Here is a 23,207-nt window from a genome sequence, read left to right on the forward strand (position 1 = left end):
TTCATGCAATTCTATTGGACAAAAAAGTCAATTTTACTTTAAGCTTACTAAATTTTATATATAATGTAATTAATAAATTACACTTATAGTGGATAATTTTTTAATGCTGCTATGATTTTATTAATTAGCATAAAAAGGGGGTGAAAATATCAAAAGGTTAGACAGTAAGTTGATGTTTATTCTAATAATTTCGTTAATGCTTATGTTTTCGCTGAATGCGATTTCTGCAGAGGATAATTCAACTTTGCTTGCGACAAGCACAGATTCTCCTGATGTATTGCAGGCACCCAATTCGATAAATGTTCACGTAACTGATTCCTATGTTGCTGAAAACAATACATGGAGTGAAGATGGAGTAAATCTGGCTAATGCAAGCGTATCAGTTTATGATTCATCTAACAATTTGGTATTTTCAGGATTAACAAATAGTGAGGGTAATGTTGTTATATCAAATTTAAACTCAGCAAATTATAATGTTGAGATTAAATATTCCACTTATGAGCCTTATCGCCAAAGTGTTGATTTGTCAACCAAAACTTCCCAGGCTATTGACTATATGTTCATTCCTGACATACTCTTGTTGGTGGATTATGATTCACACAATGAAAAAGTTGATTTATTGATGGAAATGTCAAAAAGGGTTGCTTATATAAGTACGACAAACTTTGATTTGACAAGGGAATGGTTATTTGACTATGCAAAATTCATCCAATTGGATATGTTTAACGAAGGTTCATATCATACTGTAACTGGTGAATACTTAAAAGAAGTTCTTGAGACTTCACCTGCTAACATTAACTATAATGTGGCATATACATTTGGTATTTATTCAGACAGTATATTAAATGCAACGGGATTGCATATTGTGGGTGCTAGTCCATCCAATAACACATTCCATACAATAGAAAATACTTATATAGGTTCTTATTTCCAGGCTGATGATATTGATAATTCTGATGTTTTGGATGCAAACATGAAAAATTATCTTAAATATGTTTATTATTTAATTAATTCTTCCAAATATACCAATCCTTTATTGGATGTTAAAAATGCTCCGTTAATGAGTCCTGAATGTGGTTTTTACCATCCTGATTTGGGAATCTATACAATCGTGCCTGATGGAAATATAATCAATGAATGGATTAAAAACAATCCTGGTTACGATGCTGATGGGCATGGAAGTCTTAATTGGATGATTGAGAATTATCCTAACTGGCTTGAAAATACTTTGGATCCTACAACTCTTTTCAAAACATTTGAAAAAGATTATATTGGCAATATTTCTTATGACAAACCATTCATAGTTATTGCTACTTACTATTCTGGTGGAAGTGTAGTCGATGCTTTAATTAGAAGTTATGAGGCTAACGGAAGAGCTGCTTTTAATGTATTTAAAACAGGTACTGTTCCTTCAATGTCTTCTATATTAAATAAGATTACTGATATCTCAACTGTTGGTATTTCAGCTATCACATCACTTTATAGTTGGTCTTTAAATTATGCAAATGGTTCTGCTGAGGGGGATTTGGAAGATATTGATCTTGCAGTATTAAAAGGTGTTTATGATATTTCCGAAACAAGTTATCTCAATGAACTTGGTCCTCAAATAGAATGGACTTTTTCAGTAACTTATCCAAGTTTTGAAGGTGTATACGGTCCTATAGTTTTATCATATGTTGATGGTATGGGTAAATCTCATGTCATACAGTCAGGTGTTGATAAAATGGTCAAATTGTCCTGTCAATGGGCTGAACTAAAAGAAATGGATAATGCTGATAAGGTTGTTTCAATTATTTTGTATAATTATCCTCCAGGTAAAGCAGAAATCGGCGCATCATATTTGGATGTATTCCAAAGTACTTATGACTTGCTTTTCCAATTGGAAAAAGCGGGTTTTGATGTTGGAAATGTTTCAGACATTCCTTCTTTATATAACTTAACTGAATTGATTGTAAAGTTCGGTAACAAGGGTACTTGGGCAAGAGGTTTATTAAATGAATATGTAGAACAAAACTTTGATGAATTGATGGCACACAACCAGCTCATTGATATAAACCAGTTCTATAATTTGACTGCACATATCAATCCTGCATTATATGAATGGATGATTAATCGTTGGGGTGATGGTTTGGGTGAAATCATGGTTTACAATAACACATATATTGTAATTCCTGGTTTGTGGTTTGGTAATGTATTCATCACTTTCCAGCCTTCAAGGGGATGGGAAGAGGTTCAGAATTACCACGACTTGAGCTTACCTCCTCATCAGCAATATGTTGCATTCTATGAATGGTTGGATCAGGTAGTTGGTGCTGATGCAATAATCAACATGGGTACTCACGGAACACTTGAGTGGCTTCCTGGTAGAAATATTGGTGTAATGGAAGGAGATTGGACTTTTGAGTTAACTTTAACTCCTACAATTTATCCATATATTGTTTCTAACCCTGGAGAAGCTATGGTTGCACGTGATAGGATTGCTCCATTAATGATTACTCACATGACTCCTGCAATGGTTTCATCTGCATTATATGGTAACTATACTCTTTTGGCTGATTACATTGCTCACTACAGAGATCAAGTCAAACTTAATGTTTCTACAAATGCTGAGGAATATAAGGATTTAATCATAGATTTGGCTCCTTCTTTAGGTTATTCCAAATTTAATGAATCCAATGAAACATTTGATGAATATGTTGCTGAATTGCATTCATATCTTGAAGGTATGGAAGATGATTTCTATACTTATGGTTTACATTATTTAGGTAAGGTTTTAACTGGATACGAGTTAATCGAAGAGGTTATAACTGTTACAACATCTCAAACAAGAATATATAATCATATATTAGCTCATTTCTATCCTGAATTGGCAAATATGAGTTTTTATGATGATATTCGTCACCATGATGCCTATGAGTTGGTTGAAGCTTCAGTTGTTTCATTCCTGAAAGAATATGTTACCGCTTTGGTTTGCGGAACTTCCGTTGAATATCTGAATGATGAGTATGGAATTGCTAAAGGCTCTGCTCTTTACAATGATACTGCTTATGCGGCCAGTGTTATTGTAAATATTGAAAACAATAATGAATGGGCTGCAATCATCAAGGCTCTTGAAGGAGATTATGTGCTTGCAGGTTTATTTGCAGACCCTGCTTACGGTGATTCAATTCCAACAGGTTATGATGGTTTTGCATCTGATTCAACAAAAATGCCGTCAAGGTCAGCTTATGCATCCGCAATCAAAATCGTTAATTTGCTTTTGGCTAATTACATGGAAGAACATGGTGAATGGCCTAAATTGACTTCATTAATCCTTTGGGGTACTGAAATATCAAGAACAGAGGGAATTGGTATTGCAGAATTCTTATACTTCTTAGGTTGCAGGCCTGTCTGGGCTGAAAACGGTAAGGTCATTGGTGTTGAAATGCTTCCGTTAAGTGATTTGACTGTACAGTTAAATGATGGCAGTGTTGTAAACAGGCCAAGAATTGACGTATTTGCAAGTATCGTAACAAGTAATAAGGACTGGTTAACATGGCTGCTTACCGGTGTAAATCTCGCGTTGAATGCTGAAGGCGAAGACTTCTCACAAAATTATGTAAAACTTCATTATAATCAAACTGGTATAATCGATAGGTTATATGGTCTTCCTGGTGCTATTTTGGAAGGTACGGGTATGAGTAATTTTATTCCAAGTACTAGTGACTGGAATATTGAAACTGTTAATGAAGAGGCAACAAGCATTTATCTTGACAAGGTTTCATTTGCTTGGAACATGGATGATAAAGGTAATATTGTTGTAACTCCGCAAAAAGATGCTTATATGAAATTACTCTCACAAGTTGATTTAATTACTCAAAATTTCGACAGTACATGGAGATTCATTGATTCAGATGATTATTATGATTGGTTTGGTGGATTATATAATGCTGCACGTACACTTGGTGCAAAACCTGATACCGCATTTGTTGATATCAGAAACCAGAACAATTATGTTTCAAGAACTTATGAGGAAGAATTGGACTTTGAAATTCGTAGTATGATTTTAAATCCTAATTATTATAATCCTTTAGTTAATTCTCAGGCAGGTTCACTTTCTTATGCTAAAAATATGGAAAACCTTTATGGAGGATTAATCTTAGGTGGAGGTCAATTAAATGCAGAATTAGGTAATCAAATAGCTAATACATACAACGGATTAACAGGAACTATTAAATCCACTGCTCAGGCTGCAGCTTGGCAGAGTATGGCTGCTTGGATGTTTTACTTAAACGACCAAAAAGTATGGGAAGGTGATCCTAAGGCCGTTCAGGAATTGGCCAATAACATTATTGAAATAGCTACCCAGTACGGTGTTGCATGTTGTCACCACACCTGTAAGAACTTGGACTTTAACATGAAAATCATTCAGGCCAGTTCACTTTCTCCTCAAAAAAAGGCGGAATATGCTGAAATTTTAGCTCAGGCTACTTTGACTGATCCGTTATTTGTGGCTGATGATGCTACTGTTGATGGAGACGGTAAAAGTGAAACAAATCCTTCATCTGAAGAGGTTCTAGTCAATGGAACCAGTGACAGCAATGGCGGTCAGGCCGGTGGTCAGACTGCTGTTGGAGACCAGCCTGCTTCATCACAGGATGCAAGTGCAAGCGCTTCAGCTTCTGCACAGTCAACCAGTGACTCATCACAGAACAATGATGCTAGTGAAGACGCTTCTCAAGCTAGTGACTCCAATGCTTATGAAATTTCAAAAAGCTCTCCAGCTAAAAGCGCTAGTCCTGAATCAAGCATGCCTATCGTTGTAATTATTGCTATCATCGTATTGATTGCAATATTCCTGGTTGGTTATTCTCGCAATAAAGATGATTTTGATGAATATTAAAATCATCTGATTTTTTCTTTTTTTTTCACAATTTTTAAATATGGTTTAATTACAAAAATAAACTTATAATACATTTTTTAGTCAAATGTATTTTAAAAAAGTTATGATGTGATTAAATGTTTAAAAAGATTAATATTATTTTGGTCTTGTTTGTGCTTTTAATCGTTTCTTTGGGCGCAGTCAGTGCAGCTGATGATGTCAATGAAACTTTAAGCATTGATGGGACTTCTCAAAATAGTGAAGTATTGACTGCTTCACAATATACTGTCACTTCTGATACTTATAGCCAATATTTCTCAACTTCTGGTGAAATGGCAAGTGCTATTAATTCAGGAGATACTGTAGTCTTAAACGGTGATTTCTCACAAAAGGATTTCACCATCAACAAGCAAATTATTCTTAAAGGTTCCGGCGGAACAATATCTAACGGTATCATTAAGCTTACCAGCGGAGCTTCCGGAACTGAAATCAGCGGTTTAACTATTAGAAATAATGAAAACTATCATTCTGGAATTTTCATTGATGGAGCTAAAAACTGTTATATTCATGACAATGACATCAAAAATACCGGTATGTCATCTTATCCTATTGTTTTAAATGAAAATTCTGATTTCAACAGGATAGTCAAAAATACTCTTGAAGCTTACGGCCAAACCTATGGTCACGGTTCAAGGTCAACATCAATTATCCTTCTTGGAAGTGCGGATAATAACTACATAGCTGAAAATAACATTCGCGTTGCAGATGCAAATGCAATCTATTTGTCCAGCTATGGCGGAGGTACTTTCAAGGGTGGAGAGTCATTCAACAATGTAATTTATAAAAATGTCATTACCTACACTGTTAACACTACCTCATGGGCTTATGCTATCCAGTTGATGGGTGGAAACAATACTGTAGATTCAAATATAATCAATGGTGCATACAGAGGAGTTTCCTCTTCAAATCAGCCATTGAATAAGGTAATTAACAATATTATTTATGTTGCAGGTACTGATTTCAGTTCCCATGCTGCAACAGGTGGAGATTATGCTATTGCACTTGCAGCAAATGCAACAGTAAGAAATAATACTGTAACTGGTAATTTTGTTGGTGCAGCTATTTCTGCAGGTGACAATTCAGTCATTGAAGATAATTATGTCAATGCAACCAAGGGATACGGTATAGAAGCAAGCGGTGACGACACCAAAATCATTGGAAATGAAATTTACACCACTTCAGGTGCTGCTGTTCACCAGCAAGGTAATCAGGAAGGCATTGTGGTTGACAGAAATGTTATAGTTTCTGACACAGGTATCGGTGTTTTGCTTTCAAAATCATCCAAAACCAAGTATCCTTCAAGAATTACCGTTACCAATAACCAGATTACAACTTCAAACAAGTATATGATTAATGCCGCCGATGCGGATAAGGATTCATGGGTTATTAAAAACAACACTGGTAGTGGTACAATATTGACTCCTTCAGGTGAGGTAGACCCTTCAGTTCCCGACTTTAACTTTAACGGAACAACCCATATAATTACTCCTGCAAATTATCACAATTTCATTGATGAAAACGGAAACCTGAAAAATGACTTCGTACAGGACGGAGATACTCTATACTTCGATGGAGTATTTGACAATAAACAGATTCTTGTTACAAGCAGTGTTAAAATAACAGGTAACAGCCCTAAATTTACCAATTCCACTTTCATTGTAACAACAGATTCTGTATGGATTGAAAACTTGACAATAATCAATAAAAATGCTGAAAGGCATAATGCATGGGGTATTTTTGTAGCGGATGCTCAAATCGTAAAGATTGTAAACAACAACATTACAGTTTATGACCCTGCATCAGCTTATGCAGTCTATATCTATCAATCATCAAAGGTTTATGTTGAAGATAATGAACTGTTCTCCGGCGGAAACTCCCTGACATATCCTTTGCTTGGTTACGGTGCTGAAGAATGTGAATTTACAAATAATGTTGTCAACTGTCTCGGTACCGGTGAGATACATGTATTTGAAGACGGCGCTGATATAAATGCAAACACTTCTGAAGTCTGCATCGGCCAATGCCTTGGAGATGTATTGAAAGAGCACTGTCTTGACGGAACTAATATAGTTCCTGAAATCTACAGGACATACGGTATTTTAATGATCAAATCATCCAACAACACATTAACAGGAAATGATGTAAAAGTCCGTTCATTAATTAATCAGACATTGCCGTCCAATTCAACCAATTCACTTGTGGGTATTGACTTCTACTATGACTGTGACAACAACATGATTTCAAACAATAAAATTGATGTTGAAGGTATGGATAATTACCTGTATGGTGCTGGAGCTATTGCACATTCAACCGGTCAGTTCTCATCAACAACAGCTAAAAACAACACTTTTGTGGATAATGAAATCACTGTAAAAGGACCTAATGTCGCTGAAGGATTAATATTCGGTGATGGCTGCGACGATACAAAAATCCTAAACAATGATTTGATATTGGAATGTGACCGTATGGTTTACGGTATTAATTTGGAGATATCTGACAAGTCAACAATCAAAGGAAATAACATTAAAATCAGTTCCGATGTTGCATATGGTATTGAAGCATTTGAATCAGATGGAAATGTCATTGAAAACAACACTATTGTTGGAGAAGGTAAAGTTATCTCCGGAATTGCAGGTGTTAAAACTAACAATAACATAATTCAAAACAATACCATCACATCTAAAGGCAGTGGTGATAAACTAGACTTTGCTGTTCGCGATTCTGTAAATGCTCCAAACTCTGGTGTGTTCCTTACCGGTGTATCAAAAGGCAATTTAATTGATTCAAACATTATTGAAACTGAAAATGGGTATCCTGTGGATCTGGATACTGCTGCAACCGGAAACACTGTAACATACAATTATCTTAAAGGAAAAGAAGGTTCCGGTGACGATGGAGTAAACAATTCAGCATCCAACACAGTACATGATAACTACGCATCAACATTTGATAATTTGAAAATGGATAACGTTACTGTTGAATACAATACCAAATTCACAGTTACTGTTGAAACTGAAAAAGAGGCTAACGGCGCTAATGTACAGTTCATGTTGGGAAATCTCATTTTAGGCAATGCAACTGTAAGCAATCAAAAGGCCAGCCTGACTTATGATTTAAATAAGAATTTAAATGTTGGAAAATATAATGTTACGGCGGTTTTAACAAAATCCGGATTTAAATCCGGCGAGATTACTTCTGTTTTAGAAATTACTAAAGCTAACATAACTGTAACTGTTGATGATGTATCCGCTAAACAGGGAGGCAGCGTTCCTATAGTTGCCCATGTTGTCGATTCAAATAAAAATCCTGTCTCAGGAATTGTAGTCAGATTCCAGAGAAATACTAATTATATCGGAACTGCAACTTCTGATGAAAACGGTGTTGCATCATTCAATACTAAAATACCCGCATTGTCTGACGGAACATATAATCTAATTGCAACAACAACAGAATCAGATAATTATGCACAAAGCATTGGGCAAGGCAAACTGACTGTAAGCGACACTTCAAAGACATATACAAAAATCACTGCAGGTAATGTAACGATGTATTGTAAAGACGGAACCAGGCTTGCTGCAACCATAACTGATTTGGATGGAAAAGCATTGTCAGGATTGAAGGTTAATGTAACTATTAACAATGTTCAATATACCAGAACAAGTAATGATAACGGCCAGTTCTCAATAGCTTTAGGATTGCCTTCAGGTGTGTATAACGCATCATTTGACTTCAAAGGAGATGCTAAATACAGGGCTTCAAGTGCAACTTCCACAGTCACAATCAATCCTACATTGTCAGGTACTGATGTCGTGATGATGTATAAGAATGGAACAAGGTATTATGTTTCCGTTAAAAAGGACAATAAGCCTGTAGCAGACGTTAAGATTAAGTTAAACATCAATGGTGTAATGTATTACCGTACAACCAGTGCTGTTGGAACTGCAAGCATTGCTATTAATCTTATTCCGAACACTTATATTGTAACTGCTGAAAGGGAAGACACTGGTGAAAAAGTAAGCAATACCCTTTTAATCAAGCCATTGCTTGTTGAAAATAAGGACTTGACTATATACTACAGAAACGGTACCGGATACACGGTTAAAGTAATAAAACAGGACGGCAGTGTTGCAGGTGCAGGTGAAGTTGTTAAATTCAACATCAACGGAGTATTTTATGAACGTAAAACAAATGATCAGGGAATCGCTAAGTTAAATCTTAATTTAGGTCCTAGTGATTACATCATTACTGCTGAATATAATGACTTCAAAGTTTCAAATAAAATTAAGATACTTCCTGTGCTTTCAGCATCTGATCTGACTAAAAAATATGGTACCAGCACTCCATTCACTGTAAAAATAGTGGATGGTCAAGGAAAACCTCTGGCTAATGCAACTATTGGATTTAACATTAATGGAGTATTCTATAATCGTATAAGTGATTCAACAGGTACTGCTAAGTTAAACATCAACCTGATTGCTGGAGAATATATAATCACATCATCTTATAATGGTGCAAACATAGCAAACAAAGTAACCATCACTGCATGAGGTTAATTATTCTAACCTCTTTTCTTATTTTTTTTAAAAGAACATAAAATTAGATTGTTTTTGCAAAAAATTATTTAAATTATTTTTGGTGTGGTTTTATAAATGTAGGTTATGTTTCGAGTAGTCGAAACATATCCTAAAATGATTTTTTTATTTGTAACACGGGAGATGTTACAGTTTAATATTTTGTTAAAATTAGTATTTAAGTGTTTCTTAATTTAAGAATGCCTAAATTTTAAAATTAGTCGTTGAAAATTGATATTTTTTATTTTTAAATTAAATGGTTAGGTTTTTATATAAAATACATGTTTTAATCATAAATGAAAAAAACATGTATCCGATAAATGATTTTTTAAATAGCAACACGGGAGGTGTTACCATTTAATATTATATGATTATATACTATTTAAACATTTCCATATAATTTTAAAATTTTATTATATGCAAAGTTGATTTGACTTTGTAAAAATCTTATTTTTTATATTAATGTTTAATATTTTTAATATTTTATTAAATAATTGTATATTTTATTTTTTTAGTGGTATTCTTTTTATCAATTACTTTCTCATTGTTTTTAAAAAGTATTGGATTTTGTACAGAAAATATCTCTTAGAAATGATTAATTTTTAAATTATGGATTATCTTTATTTAATTCTTTTTTATTTGGGATTTTAGGTATTAATTTTTAATTTTTTTATAAATTTAATTATTCATTGATTTATTTTTTTAATTTATTTTTTTTAAAATAAATTTTGTTTAGATATTTTGTTCATTAATAAATTAACAATATTTATTTATGAATATTAATAAATAGTTTAATGATTAAGTTTTTCTCTTTGGATTTAATCTATAAATTTAAAGGAGGTGAAACTATATGAAAAAAAGAATGCTTTTAATTATTTCGATAATAATTATTTGTTTCTTCTCAATATCATGTGTTAATGCTGAAAGCAATCTAACTAATGATATTTTGGGTGATGATTTGAGTTATAAATCATTCACGGATTTACAGTCGTTAATACAAGATTCTTCTGGTGTTGTAGAACTAACTGATAATTATAAATATAATTCAACTATTGATACTTCTGATTTTTCAAATGGAATATTTATTCCTAATCCTGTTACCATCAACGGAAACGGCCATTCTATCGATGCTTTAAATAAAGCTAAAATCTTTACCATTACTGGATCTAATGTACTTTTAAACAACATAACTTTTAAAAATGCTTATGGTGATCTTTTCGGTGGAGCTATATCCTGGTCAGGTACTGGAGGTAGTCTTTTAAACTGTCAATTCGACTCATGTAAAGCGAAAATAGATGGTGGTGCTATCTATTGGTCAGGAACTTACGCCAAAATCGATAATTCAAATTTCACTTCATGCAGTGCATTTGAAGCCGGAGGTTCAAGTGGTGGTGCTGTCATGATAGCTGGAAAATTTTCAAATATCCAAAATTCAATTTTTGATTCGAATATTGGTCAAAATGGTGGTGGATTAGCTATTAGCGGAGATATGCCTTATTTGGATAATTTGACTTTTGTTAATAATTATGCTACTTCAAGAGGCGGAGGTCTTTATGTGACTGGGGGTAGTTGTGAAATATCTAACTGTAAGTTTATCAACAACTCTGCTCAAGGTCAGGGTGGCGGTGCATATTTCGATGCATGGGCACAGGAATTAACATCTTTGACTTTTGTAAATAACTCCGCTGCATTAGGTGGAGGTTTAGTATTCAAATCATGGAGTAATGGTTTTCTTGTAAATTCTGAATTCTATAATAATCATGCTGCATACGGTGGTGGAGCCATTCTTGAACAAGGACAAACAGGTTTATTCATGAATTTAAAAATTATAAATAATTCTGCAAATGGTTATGGTGGAGCTATATGTTTAAATCATGCTATTTTAAGATTTTCTGATATAATTAACAACACCGCATATGTTGGTGGTGGAGTTTATGCTAGCGGTGGAGAAATATATAATGATACTCATTTCTCAGGCAATGCTGCTGAGTTTTTAGATTCAATTGCACTTTTAGATAATGTGGACCTTCACGGTAATTTCGATTGCGATATTGGTTATGTTAATGTTACTGATGATGTAAGTCCATTGTCTAGGGATGTTTATAAAATGGTTAAATTATCAAATGGTTATTATGCATATTGTAATGAAAAATATGGTGATGGGCCTAATGATGCTTATTTCTATGAAAATATAGATTTAATTAAAAATAGATTAACTGGAGAGTTCATAGGTGAATATCTCAAAATTCTAATCTATGATAATATTAATTCCAAACAGGATGCATTAGCGGTAGATTTAACTTGGGACATTTATGAGTTCACTGATGGTGATTTTAGAAACTCCCTATATTATCCTAAAGTAAAAAGGGCAATAAGCTTGTACGATAGTGGGTTAAGAATTCCAAACAATGCCACTAAGATTTTACAAAATGGTACTGTTGTAACATATCAGTTTGCTTCATACATTACTTCAAAAGCTAATCAGAACTTGTTCTGTTTTTATATAAATGAAAGCGGACCAGTCAACAAAACCTTGATTAAAGATACTTTAAATAAAACAGTATTCGTCGGTGAAAATGTTGAATTTAATGTTACATTAAATAATCAGTATAATTTCACAATGTGTGGTATTGTTGTTGAAGATCATTATTCAAACGGTTTAAGCTATGTTGGGTGGAATCCTACTCATGGTGACTGGACTTATAATGAAACCACTAAACAATGGCATTTAGATAGCCTAAAAAGTGGAGATGTTGCTTCATTTGTTGTAAAATTCAAAACAACTATTAGTGGAGTATTGAACAATACTGTTGTTTCATGGTCTAGAAACACTACTGAGGTATATGATAATAATACAACTCGCACATACCTTAAAAATCTCACAATTGAAAAAATTGCACTTAACCCAACTGTTTTCGTTGGAAATCAAACAACATTTAAAATCGTAGTTAAAAACACAGGTGAAGTAAGTTTGGCTGATGTTAAAATAACTGAGGTTTCTTATGATGGTTTGATTTATGATTCATACAAATCAGATGAGTCATGGGATTATTCAAATAATGTATGGGTTTTAAAAAGAATTTTAGAACCTGGTGAGACTGTAAGTATTGATGTAACATTCAACACAACTCGTGTTGGTAATTTTACTAATATTGTGTGTGTAAGTTCCAATATAACTGAAAATAAAACTACAAATAATAATACAACAGTTTTAAAAGCAGATTTGGAAGTTAAAAAAATTGCTTTAACTCCAAAAGTTAAATTAGGAGATTTAACATCCTTTGAAATATATGTTCACAATATCGGCGATGTTGAACTAAGCAATGTTTGTATTGTTGAAGAGTCTTATCCAGGATTGATTTATGATTCATGGAATGAAGACAAATTGTGGACTTATGATGTTATCGGTGGTAAACATACATGGACATTAAATCGTAATTTGACTTTAGGCGAAAAATTAGCTATTGAAGTTTACTTCAAGACAAATTCCACAGGTAACTTTGTCAATACTGCAGTTGTATCATCTAATGAAACTGAAAATAAAACTGTTACTAACAATACAACAGTTTTAAAACCGGCTATGGATGTTAAAAAAATTGCTTTAAATCAAAGTGTTTCTATTGGAGGCATTGCTATATTTGAAATTATAGTAAACAATGTCGGTGAAGTTGAATTGTATGATATTACATTAAATGAAGTAATTCCTGATGGTCTTGATTATCTTGGCTATCGTGAATCCAAATTCTGGACTTATAAAGGTAATTATGTCTGGAAAGCTAATGCTCCTTTGCTTGTTAATGAGAAAGAGTCATTAATTGTATACTTTAATGCAACCAAAGTAGGTAACTTGACTAATGAAGTAATTGTAAGTTCAAATCAGACTGAAAATAAAACTTCCAACAACACTACTGAGGTTTTAAAATGTGATTTGTATGTTGAAAAGATTGCTCATAACAAAACCGTTGCAATCAATGAAATTGTGACCTTTGAAATTTTCGTTAAAAACACAGGAGAAATTGATTTAACTGATGTTACAGTTAAGGATATTCCTCAAGAGGGCTTGAATTATGTTGGTTATAGACATACTAATGATTGGAATTATGTTGGTGGGGTTTGGAAACTTAATCGTGTTTTAGAACCGCAGGCTTCTTCAGTTATTTATGTTTATTATAATGCAACTAAATTGGGTAATCTAACCAATACTGCTGTTGTTTCATCTAACAAGACAGAAAACAAAACAGACAATGATACTGTTGAAGTTTTAAGACCACATATGTCTGTTGTAAAGATTGCAAAGGATAAAACCGTTAGCTTAGGTTCTAATGCTACATTTGAAATTGTTGTCCATAATGATGGTGAAACTGACTTAAACAATGTACAAGTATCTGATATTGTGCCTGAAGGATTAATTTTCCTATCTCAAAATTCTAGGGGATTGTGGGATTATTCCAATGGGGTATGGATACTTAAAGATACTTTAAAAGTTGGTGAGTATGCTGCATTTTATGTAACATTTGCTACTAATAAAACAGGTAATTTAACAAATACTGTTGTTGCCACTTCCAATGAAACCGGTAACATTACTAATGAAACTAATGTTACAGTTTTAAGCGGTAATTTAAGTGTTAGAAAAATTACTTTAAATCATTATGTAGCTATTGGTGAGAGCATTGCTTTTGAAATATTCGTTGAAAATACCGGTGAAATTGATTTACATGATGTCTATATTATAGAAGAGTCATACGAAGGCTTGATTTATGAAGGCTATAGCAATATCGATGACTGGTCTTACTCTGACGGCAAATGGATATTGAATCATATCCTAAAACCGGGTCAGTTCACAGGTTTGCTTGTATATTTCATTTCAAATAAAACAGGTAACTTTACAAATTATGCAAGTGCTGGTTCTAATGAAACCAATAAAACTTATACCAACAATACTACTGAAGTTTTCAATACGACTGAAGAAATACCTATTTCAAACTCAACAGAAATTGAATCTCTTGATTTGATAAAAACAGCTTTAAACAAACAGGTTACTTTAGGCGATAAGGCTATTTTCCAAATTGTTGTTCACAATACTGGAACAGCTACATTGTATAATGTAACTGTAAGTGAAGTGTTCTATGGTGGATTAATCTATGATTCCTTTGTGGATTATACAGGATTATTTACCAAAAATAGCAATCTGTCATGGACAGTTGATGTTCTTTATCCTGGAGAGTTCTTAGGTTTTACAGTCTATTTCAATACTACAAAACCTGGTGAATTTGTCAATGTTGTATCTGATGGAAATAAAACTGATAATGATACAGTTAAGGTTTTAAAACCATCATACACTATTGAAAAAATTGCCTTAAATAAAAATCTGCATTTGGGTGATTTGGCGGTATTTGAGATAATGGTTCATAATGATGGCGAAGTAAATCTGGATAACATTACTGTCAGCGAATTATTATTCGAAGGTCTTGATTATCTGTACTTTGTAGATTATCTTAACTCATGGGAATATGTTGGAGATTTAACATGGTCCTTAAATAATACATTAGTTCCTGGTGAATATTCAGGGTTCTTTGTATACTTTAACACAACTTTGCCGGGTAAATTCATAAATATGATTTCATCCGGAAATAAAACGGCTAATGACACTGTTGAAGTTCGTGACTTTGTATTTGACATTGAAAAAATAGCTGTTAATAAAGTTGTAAAATTAGGCGATCAGGTTATATTTGAAATCGTTGTTCACAACAGCGGTGAAATTCCATTGAATAATGTTGTTGTTCGTGAAATTTTCTATGACGGATTAATCTATGATCATTATATTGATGAGAATGGTTTATGGAGTTATGATAATTTAACATGGACATTAAATGATTTGCTTGTTCCTGGAGAATATTCTGTGTTTTCAGTTGTCTTCAACACTACTGAAGTTGGTAAATTTACAAATGTTGTAAGTTATGATAATAAGACGGCAAATGATACAGTTGAAGTGTTCACTCCAGAATATGAAATTGGCAAAGTCGCTTTGGAAAAAAGTGCTGTTGTTGGAGATGAAGTAACATTTGAAATCTATGTTCACAATACTGGTAAAGTAAATGTGGATAATATCACTATCAATGAATCATCCTTTGATGGTTTGGAATTTGTGAGTTTTGTCGATAATTCAGAATTCTGGGATTATGCGGGCAATTTATCATGGACTTTAAATAGATTCATCGCCCCTGGTGCATATGTGGGATTCTTTGTAACATTTAAAACCACAAAATCTGGAGAATCAGTAAATGTTATTACTTCAGGCAATAAATCTGCAAATGACACTGTCGAAGTAAACAAACCGCAATACGAAATAGATAAAATAGTCTTGAATAAAACAGTTCAAGTTGGTGAGCAAGTAATTTTTGAAATTGTTGTACATAACAGTGGAAAAGTTGCTATTGATAACATTACCGTAGTTGAGTCTTCATTTGTGGGTTTAGAATATGTTGGTTATTTGGATACCACTGGAAGGTGGATAAATAATGGCTTATCCTGGACATTAAGTGATACTTTAACTCCTGGTGAGTATATAGTATTCTTTGTAATATTCAATACTACTAGCGAAGGTAATTTTACAAATACAATTATTTCAGGTAATTTAACTGAAAATGATACTGTTGAAGTACTTAAAAATGAAACTCCATCTGAAAACAAAACAACTCCTGATGTTCCTGAGGTTCCTAGTGAGGAAATTCCTGCTGAAGAAGTTGTTGTTGAGGATAAATCTGAGGTTAAAATCTCATCAGGAACTGGTAATCCAATTCTATTGATTTTATTAGTACTTTTAAATTTAGTAATTTTAAGACGCAGAAAATAACCTGCGTCATTTCTTCTTTTAAATGAAATATTCATTCAATTATTTTTTGTGTTTTTGATTTTAATTAAATTTAATGAATCATTATTTTATAAATTATGGCTTTAATATTGAAGTTTATTTTTAATAGTTTGGTTCATCTACATGTAGTGGTTGAATTATGATTATTACATCATTTTAGCAAAAACTTAATATAACTCTGTGTTTAAACTATGATTATATGATGGAGGTATTGTCATGTGGGAATGTGATGTATGCGGATACTTGAATGATGACTATGATGATGTATGTGAACAATGTTGGGCAGTACGTGGTGTAAACAACTTCATGGACTGGTCAGACGAAGCATGATTAATGATATGTTTTAAATGTATAAACAACATATTTATATTCGAGGTTTAAAATGACTAGGGTATATGATGTTTTTGATAAGTTTTCAATTGTTGATATTATTTTTGGATTTCTTTTAGGGATTTATCTTGCTGTTTTCCATAACAATCCTGATTTATGGATTCATGCTGTTCAATGGGTGCTCATATATTCCCTCGTTATTACGCTACTTCCTGTAGCGACATCAATTTATGCTAAACACAAATACTCCGAGTCAATCAATCTCCGTGCCCTTATAGAGGCATTTCTTTTGAATGTTGCAATGACTGCAGTCAGTTTGGCATTCGGATTTGTAATCGGATCATTTATTGTAGGCAATTTCATTCCTGATGAAGGAAAATTACCTTTATAACTTCTTTTTGATAACATGAAAAAACAGTTTAAAAATCCTTCAGAATATAACAGGTTTAAAAAGCTTGTTAAGGAAACTAAAATCTATGATGAGCCTATTTCGTTAAACGGCGAGCTGAGGCCATATCAAAAGATTGGTTATTCATGGCTTGTTCAAAACATTAAATTCAAATTCGGAAGCATCCTTGCAGATGATATGGGTCTTGGAAAAACCATTCAGATATTGACTGCAATTCTTTATTTTAATGAGCAAAACAGGCTTGATAACAGGCCGTCATTAATTATTGTTCCTCCAACATTAATATCAAACTGGGAAAATGAGATAAACAAGTTCACTCCGGAGCTTACCTATTATATCTATCATGGAACAAACCGTACTTTCCCGATAGATGATTATGACATCATTCTGACTTCTTATGGTGTAGTTCGCCTTGATTTAGATCTGTTCATGGATGATGACTGGCTTTTATGTGTAATTGATGAAGCTCAAAACATTAAAAATCCGAACACTGAACAGACAAAAGCTATTAAAAGCATTCGTGCATCAACCAAGGTTGCTTTAACTGGAACTCCTATTGAAAATAAGCTGATGGACTATTGGTCAATATTTGATTTTGTAAATGAAGGATATCTTTCAACCAAGGATAATTTTAAAAGGGATTATGTTGTTCCTATTGAAAAGCTGGAAGATGAGGAAACTCTTGAAAACCTGAGAACTATTGCAAAGCCTTTTGTTATGAGGCGACTTAAAAGCGATGATGACATTAAAAAGGAGCTTCCAGAGAAATTCGTAAACGACATCTACTGCACATTGACCAAAAAGCAGATCAGGTTATACAATGCAATCTTGGATGAGATTTTCTTTGATATAGAAAATTCCAAGGGAATTCAAAGAAAAGGAATTATCCTTAAGATACTGACTGCATTAAAGCAGACCTGCAATCATCCTGCACAGTTTCTCGATATTAAAAAGCCTAAGATTTCCGAATCAGGCAAAATGGAACTGCTTGTCGATATTTTAAAAAACATTCTGGATGCCGATGAAAAGGTAATCATTTTCACACAGTATGTTGAGATGGGAAAGCTTATTCAGGAGCTTGTTTCAAAGAAGTTTAAAAAAGAAGTCCTGTTTTTGCACGGTTCACAAACACTTAAGGAAAAAACCCAAATCATAGATACATTTCAAAATGACCCGAATTACAAAATATTCGTTGCAACATTAAAGACAGGTGGTACAGGATTGAACTTAACGGCTGCGCAGAATGTGATTCATTATGATTTGTGGTGGAATCCTGCAGTGGAAAATCAGGCAACCGACAGGGTTCACAGAATCGGTCAGGAAAATGACGTGATGGTATACAGGTTCATCACAAAAGGAACACTTGAAGAGACAATTAATGAAATAAGCAAGCATAAGATAGATTTGGCCAGCAAATCCATAAGCAATGATGAGACATTCATAACTGAAATGAGCAATGAGGAACTGAAAAGTGTTTTGGCATTGAGAATTTAGCTATTTTGATATTTTTTTAATTATTTTCATTTTTTCTACATTAAATTTCTTTTTTTATACTAAAAGCAATATTTACTTGAGTTTGGACTAAATAAAAATTATTTATAGTGTTAAATCTAATATTAATAGTAATTAAACTCTTGATCCAAAAGGGGGTGATATTATTCAGGACAAAATAATATTGCCAATAGTGGGGTTTAAATCGTGGATTTCAATCACTGTTGCTTTTGGTAAATCTATTGGCTTGAATGGAGGAATCTTTGTGAAGATTCAAAAGAAATTTTGGATTTGGATGCTCATATATACTATAATCATATGGTGTTTAGCATTTTACATTATGTGGATTGTGTATAATTGATGGTGTGTCATGATTGATTTCTCCTTTAAATTGTAGGAATCCTCAAATATTATAATTATTGTTTTTCGATAGCCTTGTTTGGTTATGTTTGGGTTTGTTAGATTATAATTGACACTTCCTGCAGTTTAAAAATTAATAATAAACTTTATATATGATTTATTTTAAAATATTCATCAGAGTTTAAAATCCACATTTGGATATAATTAAATTCTAAACTATTCGAGTGAATAGATTTTAATTCAATGTCTAATTGTCCCAACATGATTTTTCATGTTGTAGACATTGATTTTATTTAATTCTTCTTTTTTTCTAAAAATAATGAAATTCTCATTGAGAATTTAGCTATTCTGTTTCTTCTGTTTGAATAGGGAAAATCAATTCATAGCCCATTCCTTTTTCGGGCTGGATTAATCGGATATTTCCGCTCAGCTGCTTTGTCAGGCTTTTGATTATTTCGCATCCAAGATTTTTCGTGATTTTTTTGGTGTCTTCAATTCCCACACCGTTGTCCGTAATTATTAAACAGGCAGTATTGTCATCCACTTTTAAAATCTTTTTGGTGATTTTCTTATCCTGCATTGATTTGTCCGGAAATGCATGCTTTATGGAATTCATTGTTATTTCATCAATGATTAAAAGCAGTGGAGTTATGTTGTCAATTGTCAGGTGGAGGTTTTCATCCACATAGGTTTCAAACTCAATGTCTGTAGGTGAATCCATAAAGTTTCCTGTTTTTTCATCATAATCCTTCATATACTCCTTCAGATTTATGTTTTTAAAATCCTTGCTTCCGTAGGTTTTTTCATGAAGCAATGCAAGTGATGTAAGACGTGTTTGCATATGCTCAATTATTGTGTCGGGATCATTTCTGTATGCCCTTTTTTCAAGATTTAAAAAGCTGTTTAGAACCTGGAGATTGTTTTTTACTCTGTGGTGGATTTCCTTGATTAAAATCTTTTGAAGTTCATTTGCTTCCTTAAGCTGATTCTGTTCCCTTATCTCTTCGGTAATGTCTGTTAAAAATCCTAGGCTATGGACTTCATTATTGTATTCAAATCTTTCTATGTAGACATCAACAATCTTTTTCTTTTTGGGGTTTGCGTCAACTTCAAATGTTATTGTTTCATAGATTTTTTTTATTTCTCCCTGGTATAGCTGTTCAAACCTTTCGGCAGCGTCTTTTTCAACAATGTTGTCTATGATTTTGAGGGAATGTTCATATTCTTCATAATCCTTTTCAATAATGTAGTAAAATCCTTTGGAGAACTTATAATGCTTTTTGTTTAAAGGCTCAATCAGCAAAGCCAATTTTCTGCTGTTCTTAAATCCGTCCATCAGGAAGTCAACCGGCTTGCTGGTTTCATAATGATGGTGCTGTGTAATGTCGTTGATTAAACCTTGGCGAATGATTATTCCGCTTTCATCAAAATAGGAATATATGTTGACTTCAAGAACTTTTATGGCTCCGTCACGGGTCATGATGCGAAGGATTTCATTGCATTGTGAGGTTTCCTTGTTTGTTATAGTAAAAATCTTGTCAACTATGTGCTGGTCTTCAGGTATTGCCAAATCAAAAACGATGTTGTAAAAATCGTCCGCCTCTTCTTTAGGGCGGTTGATGATATTATATATTCCTTGAGACCAGGTATATTTTCCATTAAGATTATAATAGCTACCCGTTTGGGAAAAGCTTTCTATCATGTTGCTTTTGTCTTCATCAAAGTGTTTATCTCCAATATCTTCTTCTTTATTGATGTTTGTATCCACATTGTTTGTTATTATGAATATTCTTTCCATATCATAGACTATTCTTGCTGTGCTCAGTTTTGTCAATTTCTTTCCGTCGTAATAGACAAACCTTATATTTTTTGGTTTGCGCCTTGTATAAACGCCCAATAAATCATCATGTAGAATATCATAAAATAGTGGTGAAAGCTTGCTTAACAGTCTGCCTTTTGCATCTTCCTGTGTGCTGTTGTATCTGTCAAGGGTGAAACTACCTAAAGACTGGATGATGAAGTCTTCGCCGTCGTTATATGGGATGAAAGTGTGGATTTCTATTGGGAGGTTGTTGATGAATTCCTGGATTGGTATGTCTTCAATGTCAAATTCCTGTGGTGTTGGTTTATAAAAGTCTTTTTTTCTGGCATTATAAATTCGAATTTCATCAATGTTTTCTAGAAGCCTATATTCTTTTTCAACTTTCATCTCATCACCTTATATAATATATTTATCGAATAATCTATTTAAATTTTGATAAGTAGGGGATTTACGTTTAAGTTTTTTTCTGAACTTTTTAACATTTAATTGTTAAGAAATTTTCAATAGAATAATCTTTGAAATATTGATGGGTAATATTAAATATTTTGTTTAAATAAATATTACATATTATTATCATTTAAAATATTTTTTGTATAGATAATTCCTTAAATATGGTGTTATTAAGATATATTGTTAAGTAGTTGGTTGTTTGTGGTGTTTTTAAATGCTTAAAAGAAAGATGTTGAGGGATGTTAGTAACTATAAGGCTCAGTTCATATCCATTTTTTTAATGGCATTTATTGGGGTGTTTGTATTTACTGGAATGTATGTTGAGACATCAAGTTTTGAAACAACAATTGACAAATACGTTGGAAAGTATTGTTAAAATGGATATTGACGGCAAATTCTACTGTATTTTTTTAGATGATGCAAACCATGATACAGTTGTAGTCTGCTGTAATGATAAAGATGTTGCCGTACATATGGCTCATTCAATAAATTACAAATAGAATTCAGATGCTGGAGAGCTTTCATCTGATGATGATTTTATATTAAAGGATTTAAGAGATATAACAAAAAATAAGGAATGCTGGGCTGAAAATATTGATAATGTTGCAGCTATTTTAGATAAAGAGCATTCCAATTCTGTTAAAGCAAAAGCATTGTGGATTTTAGGGGAGATGGGATTAAAACATCCTGCAGAAATTGAAAGGTATGTTGATACTATTGCTGGTTATTTGGATGATGATAATCCAAAATTGAGAGAAAGATCAGCCAATGCTATTGGAAGAATCGGAAGAGCTGATAAAAATTTAGTACTTTCTTATATGGACAGATTGATGGAAATGAGATTTGACGAATCCGAAAACGTTAGGCACGCATTCGTATGGGCTTGTGAAAACATTGCTTTAAATGCTCCGGAGCTATTTTGCGAAAAACTGGAAATTTTTCTAGATATGATTTCAGATACATCACTAAAGGCTAGAATTGAATCTCCTGAAATATTCAGGGTAGTTGGAAAACGAAAACCTGAATGCGTAAAGCCTTATCTGGAAAAACTGGAATGGATTAGTCAAAATGATGAAAACTCCACTGTTCGAATCCACAGTGCAGGTGCAGTCCGTATTACTGAAAATTCATTAAGAAAACATTAAAATATTATAATTTAAATAATATTAAATAGATTTTATCGGGAGGTGAAAAAATGAAACTAAATATGCCCTATTTGATTGTTGGAATAATTTGTTTAATAATTGGAATTGTTTTGTGTATACTGAATCAAAAAATTTCTGCAGGCAGTATCGCATCATTTATTCTAGCTATTATTGTTATAATTAAGGGATTAGGATTAAGATAATAATCTCTGTTCATTCTTTTTTTGTAATGCTGATGCTTTCGCGGGAATATAATTCAGGATTATCAATTATTTCCAATGCGATTTTAATTACAGACTCGACAGTAGTGTTATGAGTTTTTACGCTTTCCCCTTTTTTTGTAATGACATAGTCATCTTCATCACCGTAGTCCATAAGGCCTAATCTGAATATTGTGTAGTCCACATCACTGTTTTCAATCAGATCAACTGCATACTGGTTTGGAATTTGCAGCTGCTCGTTATCCACATTCAGATGGCTTGCATTTTCAAGCTCATTGTAAATGCCGACAGTTGCCATAAATATTAGTCTTTTCGGATGGCAGTTTATGATATTGTCTGCAATGACTGGTATGAAATCTCCTGATATCGCACAATAAACCAAATCCTGATTTTCTAAAGCCTTATTCAAATCCCTGATGTTGTTTGAAGCGTCAATGCTTTTAGATTTAATCCTATAGTTGTCTTCAAACTTATTGCCGGCATTTCTTGAAATCAGTGTTAAATTATGGTCTGTATATGCAAGCAATTTTGATGTTAGGGCAATTCCAAAGTTTCCTGTAGCACCGAGAATAGCTATATTCATATTTTTCACCTGTATTTTGATTTGTCTTTCTAA

General features: G+C 32.9%; 11 protein-coding genes. 9 read left to right on the forward strand and 2 right to left on the reverse strand.

Annotated elements, in window-relative coordinates:
• Positions 1 to 196: 196 nt before the first annotated feature.
• From SM9_RS01110 to SM9_RS01130, 5 genes are all read left to right on the forward strand, one after another.
• On the forward strand, positions 197 to 4,882 hold the full coding sequence (locus tag SM9_RS01110) for a cobaltochelatase subunit CobN (protein WP_058740284.1): 4,686 nt from the start codon (positions 197 to 199) through the stop codon (positions 4,880 to 4,882).
• 116 nt (positions 4,883 to 4,998) lie between these two features.
• Positions 4,999 to 9,468 carry a right-handed parallel beta-helix repeat-containing protein gene (locus tag SM9_RS01115; protein WP_058738387.1) on the forward strand — a complete coding sequence of 1,490 codons (4,470 nt, stop codon included), beginning with the start codon at positions 4,999 to 5,001 and terminating at the stop codon, positions 9,466 to 9,468.
• An 874-nt stretch (positions 9,469 to 10,342) separates the two neighbouring features.
• Complete coding sequence (locus SM9_RS01120; protein WP_058738388.1) at positions 10,343 to 16,345, forward strand: DUF11 domain-containing protein; 6,003 nt, start codon at positions 10,343 to 10,345, stop codon at positions 16,343 to 16,345.
• Between the two features lie 400 nt (positions 16,346 to 16,745).
• Entirely contained in the window at positions 16,746 to 17,084 is a 339-nt protein-coding gene (locus tag SM9_RS01125) for a hypothetical protein (RefSeq protein ID WP_058738389.1), read from the forward strand.
• 15 nt (positions 17,085 to 17,099) lie between these two features.
• Complete coding sequence (locus SM9_RS01130; protein ID WP_058738390.1) at positions 17,100 to 18,596, forward strand: DEAD/DEAH box helicase; 1,497 nt, start codon at positions 17,100 to 17,102, stop codon at positions 18,594 to 18,596.
• 700 nt (positions 18,597 to 19,296) lie between these two features.
• On the opposite strand, the gene SM9_RS01135 is transcribed toward SM9_RS01130, so the two are convergent.
• A complete protein-coding gene (locus tag SM9_RS01135) occupies positions 19,297 to 21,162 on the reverse strand; it encodes a PAS domain-containing sensor histidine kinase (protein ID WP_083495794.1) in 1,866 nt (621 codons plus the stop codon).
• A 277-nt stretch (positions 21,163 to 21,439) separates the two neighbouring features.
• On the opposite strand from SM9_RS01135, the gene SM9_RS11820 reads away from it, so the two are divergent.
• The 4 genes from SM9_RS11820 to SM9_RS11830 all read left to right on the forward strand — a co-directional run bounded on the left by SM9_RS11820 (position 21,440) and on the right by SM9_RS11830 (position 22,573).
• On the forward strand, positions 21,440 to 21,601 hold the full coding sequence (locus SM9_RS11820) for a hypothetical protein (RefSeq protein ID WP_157064618.1): 162 nt from the start codon (positions 21,440 to 21,442) through the stop codon (positions 21,599 to 21,601).
• Between the two features lies 1 nt (position 21,602).
• Complete coding sequence (locus tag SM9_RS12450; RefSeq protein ID WP_269744792.1) at positions 21,603 to 21,725, forward strand: hypothetical protein; 123 nt, start codon at positions 21,603 to 21,605, stop codon at positions 21,723 to 21,725.
• Between the two features lie 171 nt (positions 21,726 to 21,896).
• Positions 21,897 to 22,370 (forward strand): HEAT repeat domain-containing protein, encoded by a 474-nt coding sequence (locus SM9_RS01140; RefSeq protein WP_394326119.1) that lies wholly within the window; start codon positions 21,897 to 21,899, stop codon positions 22,368 to 22,370.
• A gap of 50 nt (positions 22,371 to 22,420) precedes the next feature.
• On the forward strand, positions 22,421 to 22,573 hold the full coding sequence (locus tag SM9_RS11830) for a hypothetical protein (protein ID WP_157064622.1): 153 nt from the start codon (positions 22,421 to 22,423) through the stop codon (positions 22,571 to 22,573).
• A 10-nt stretch (positions 22,574 to 22,583) separates the two neighbouring features.
• On the opposite strand, the gene SM9_RS01145 is transcribed toward SM9_RS11830, so the two are convergent.
• Complete coding sequence (locus SM9_RS01145; protein WP_058738392.1) at positions 22,584 to 23,174, reverse strand: NAD(P)H-binding protein; 591 nt, start codon at positions 23,172 to 23,174, stop codon at positions 22,584 to 22,586.
• Between the last annotated feature and the right edge of the window lie 33 nt (positions 23,175 to 23,207).

The organism is Methanobrevibacter millerae (assembly GCF_001477655.1).
GTDB classification, from domain to species: domain Archaea; phylum Methanobacteriota; class Methanobacteria; order Methanobacteriales; family Methanobacteriaceae; genus Methanocatella; species Methanocatella millerae_A.

What these genes read in the sequence shown, in the direction of transcription:
- SM9_RS01110 (WP_058740284.1), top strand. Translation starts at nt 197, where the DNA reads ATGCTTATGTTTTCGCTGAATGCGATTTCTGCAGAGGATAATTCAACT.
- SM9_RS01115 (WP_058738387.1), top strand. Translation starts at nt 4,999, where the DNA reads ATGTTTAAAAAGATTAATATTATTTTGGTCTTGTTTGTGCTTTTAATC.
- SM9_RS01120 (WP_058738388.1), top strand. Translation starts at nt 10,343, where the DNA reads ATGAAAAAAAGAATGCTTTTAATTATTTCGATAATAATTATTTGTTTC.
- SM9_RS01125 (WP_058738389.1), top strand. Translation starts at nt 16,746, where the DNA reads ATGACTAGGGTATATGATGTTTTTGATAAGTTTTCAATTGTTGATATT.
- SM9_RS01130 (WP_058738390.1), top strand. Translation starts at nt 17,100, where the DNA reads ATGAAAAAACAGTTTAAAAATCCTTCAGAATATAACAGGTTTAAAAAG.
- SM9_RS01135 (WP_083495794.1), bottom strand. Translation starts at nt 21,162, where the DNA reads ATGAAAGTTGAAAAAGAATATAGGCTTCTAGAAAACATTGATGAAATT.
- SM9_RS11820 (WP_157064618.1), top strand. Translation starts at nt 21,440, where the DNA reads ATGCTTAAAAGAAAGATGTTGAGGGATGTTAGTAACTATAAGGCTCAG.
- SM9_RS12450 (WP_269744792.1), top strand. Translation starts at nt 21,603, where the DNA reads ATGGATATTGACGGCAAATTCTACTGTATTTTTTTAGATGATGCAAAC.
- SM9_RS01140 (WP_394326119.1), top strand. Translation starts at nt 21,897, where the DNA reads ATGGGATTAAAACATCCTGCAGAAATTGAAAGGTATGTTGATACTATT.
- SM9_RS11830 (WP_157064622.1), top strand. Translation starts at nt 22,421, where the DNA reads ATGAAACTAAATATGCCCTATTTGATTGTTGGAATAATTTGTTTAATA.
- SM9_RS01145 (WP_058738392.1), bottom strand. Translation starts at nt 23,174, where the DNA reads ATGAATATAGCTATTCTCGGTGCTACAGGAAACTTTGGAATTGCCCTA.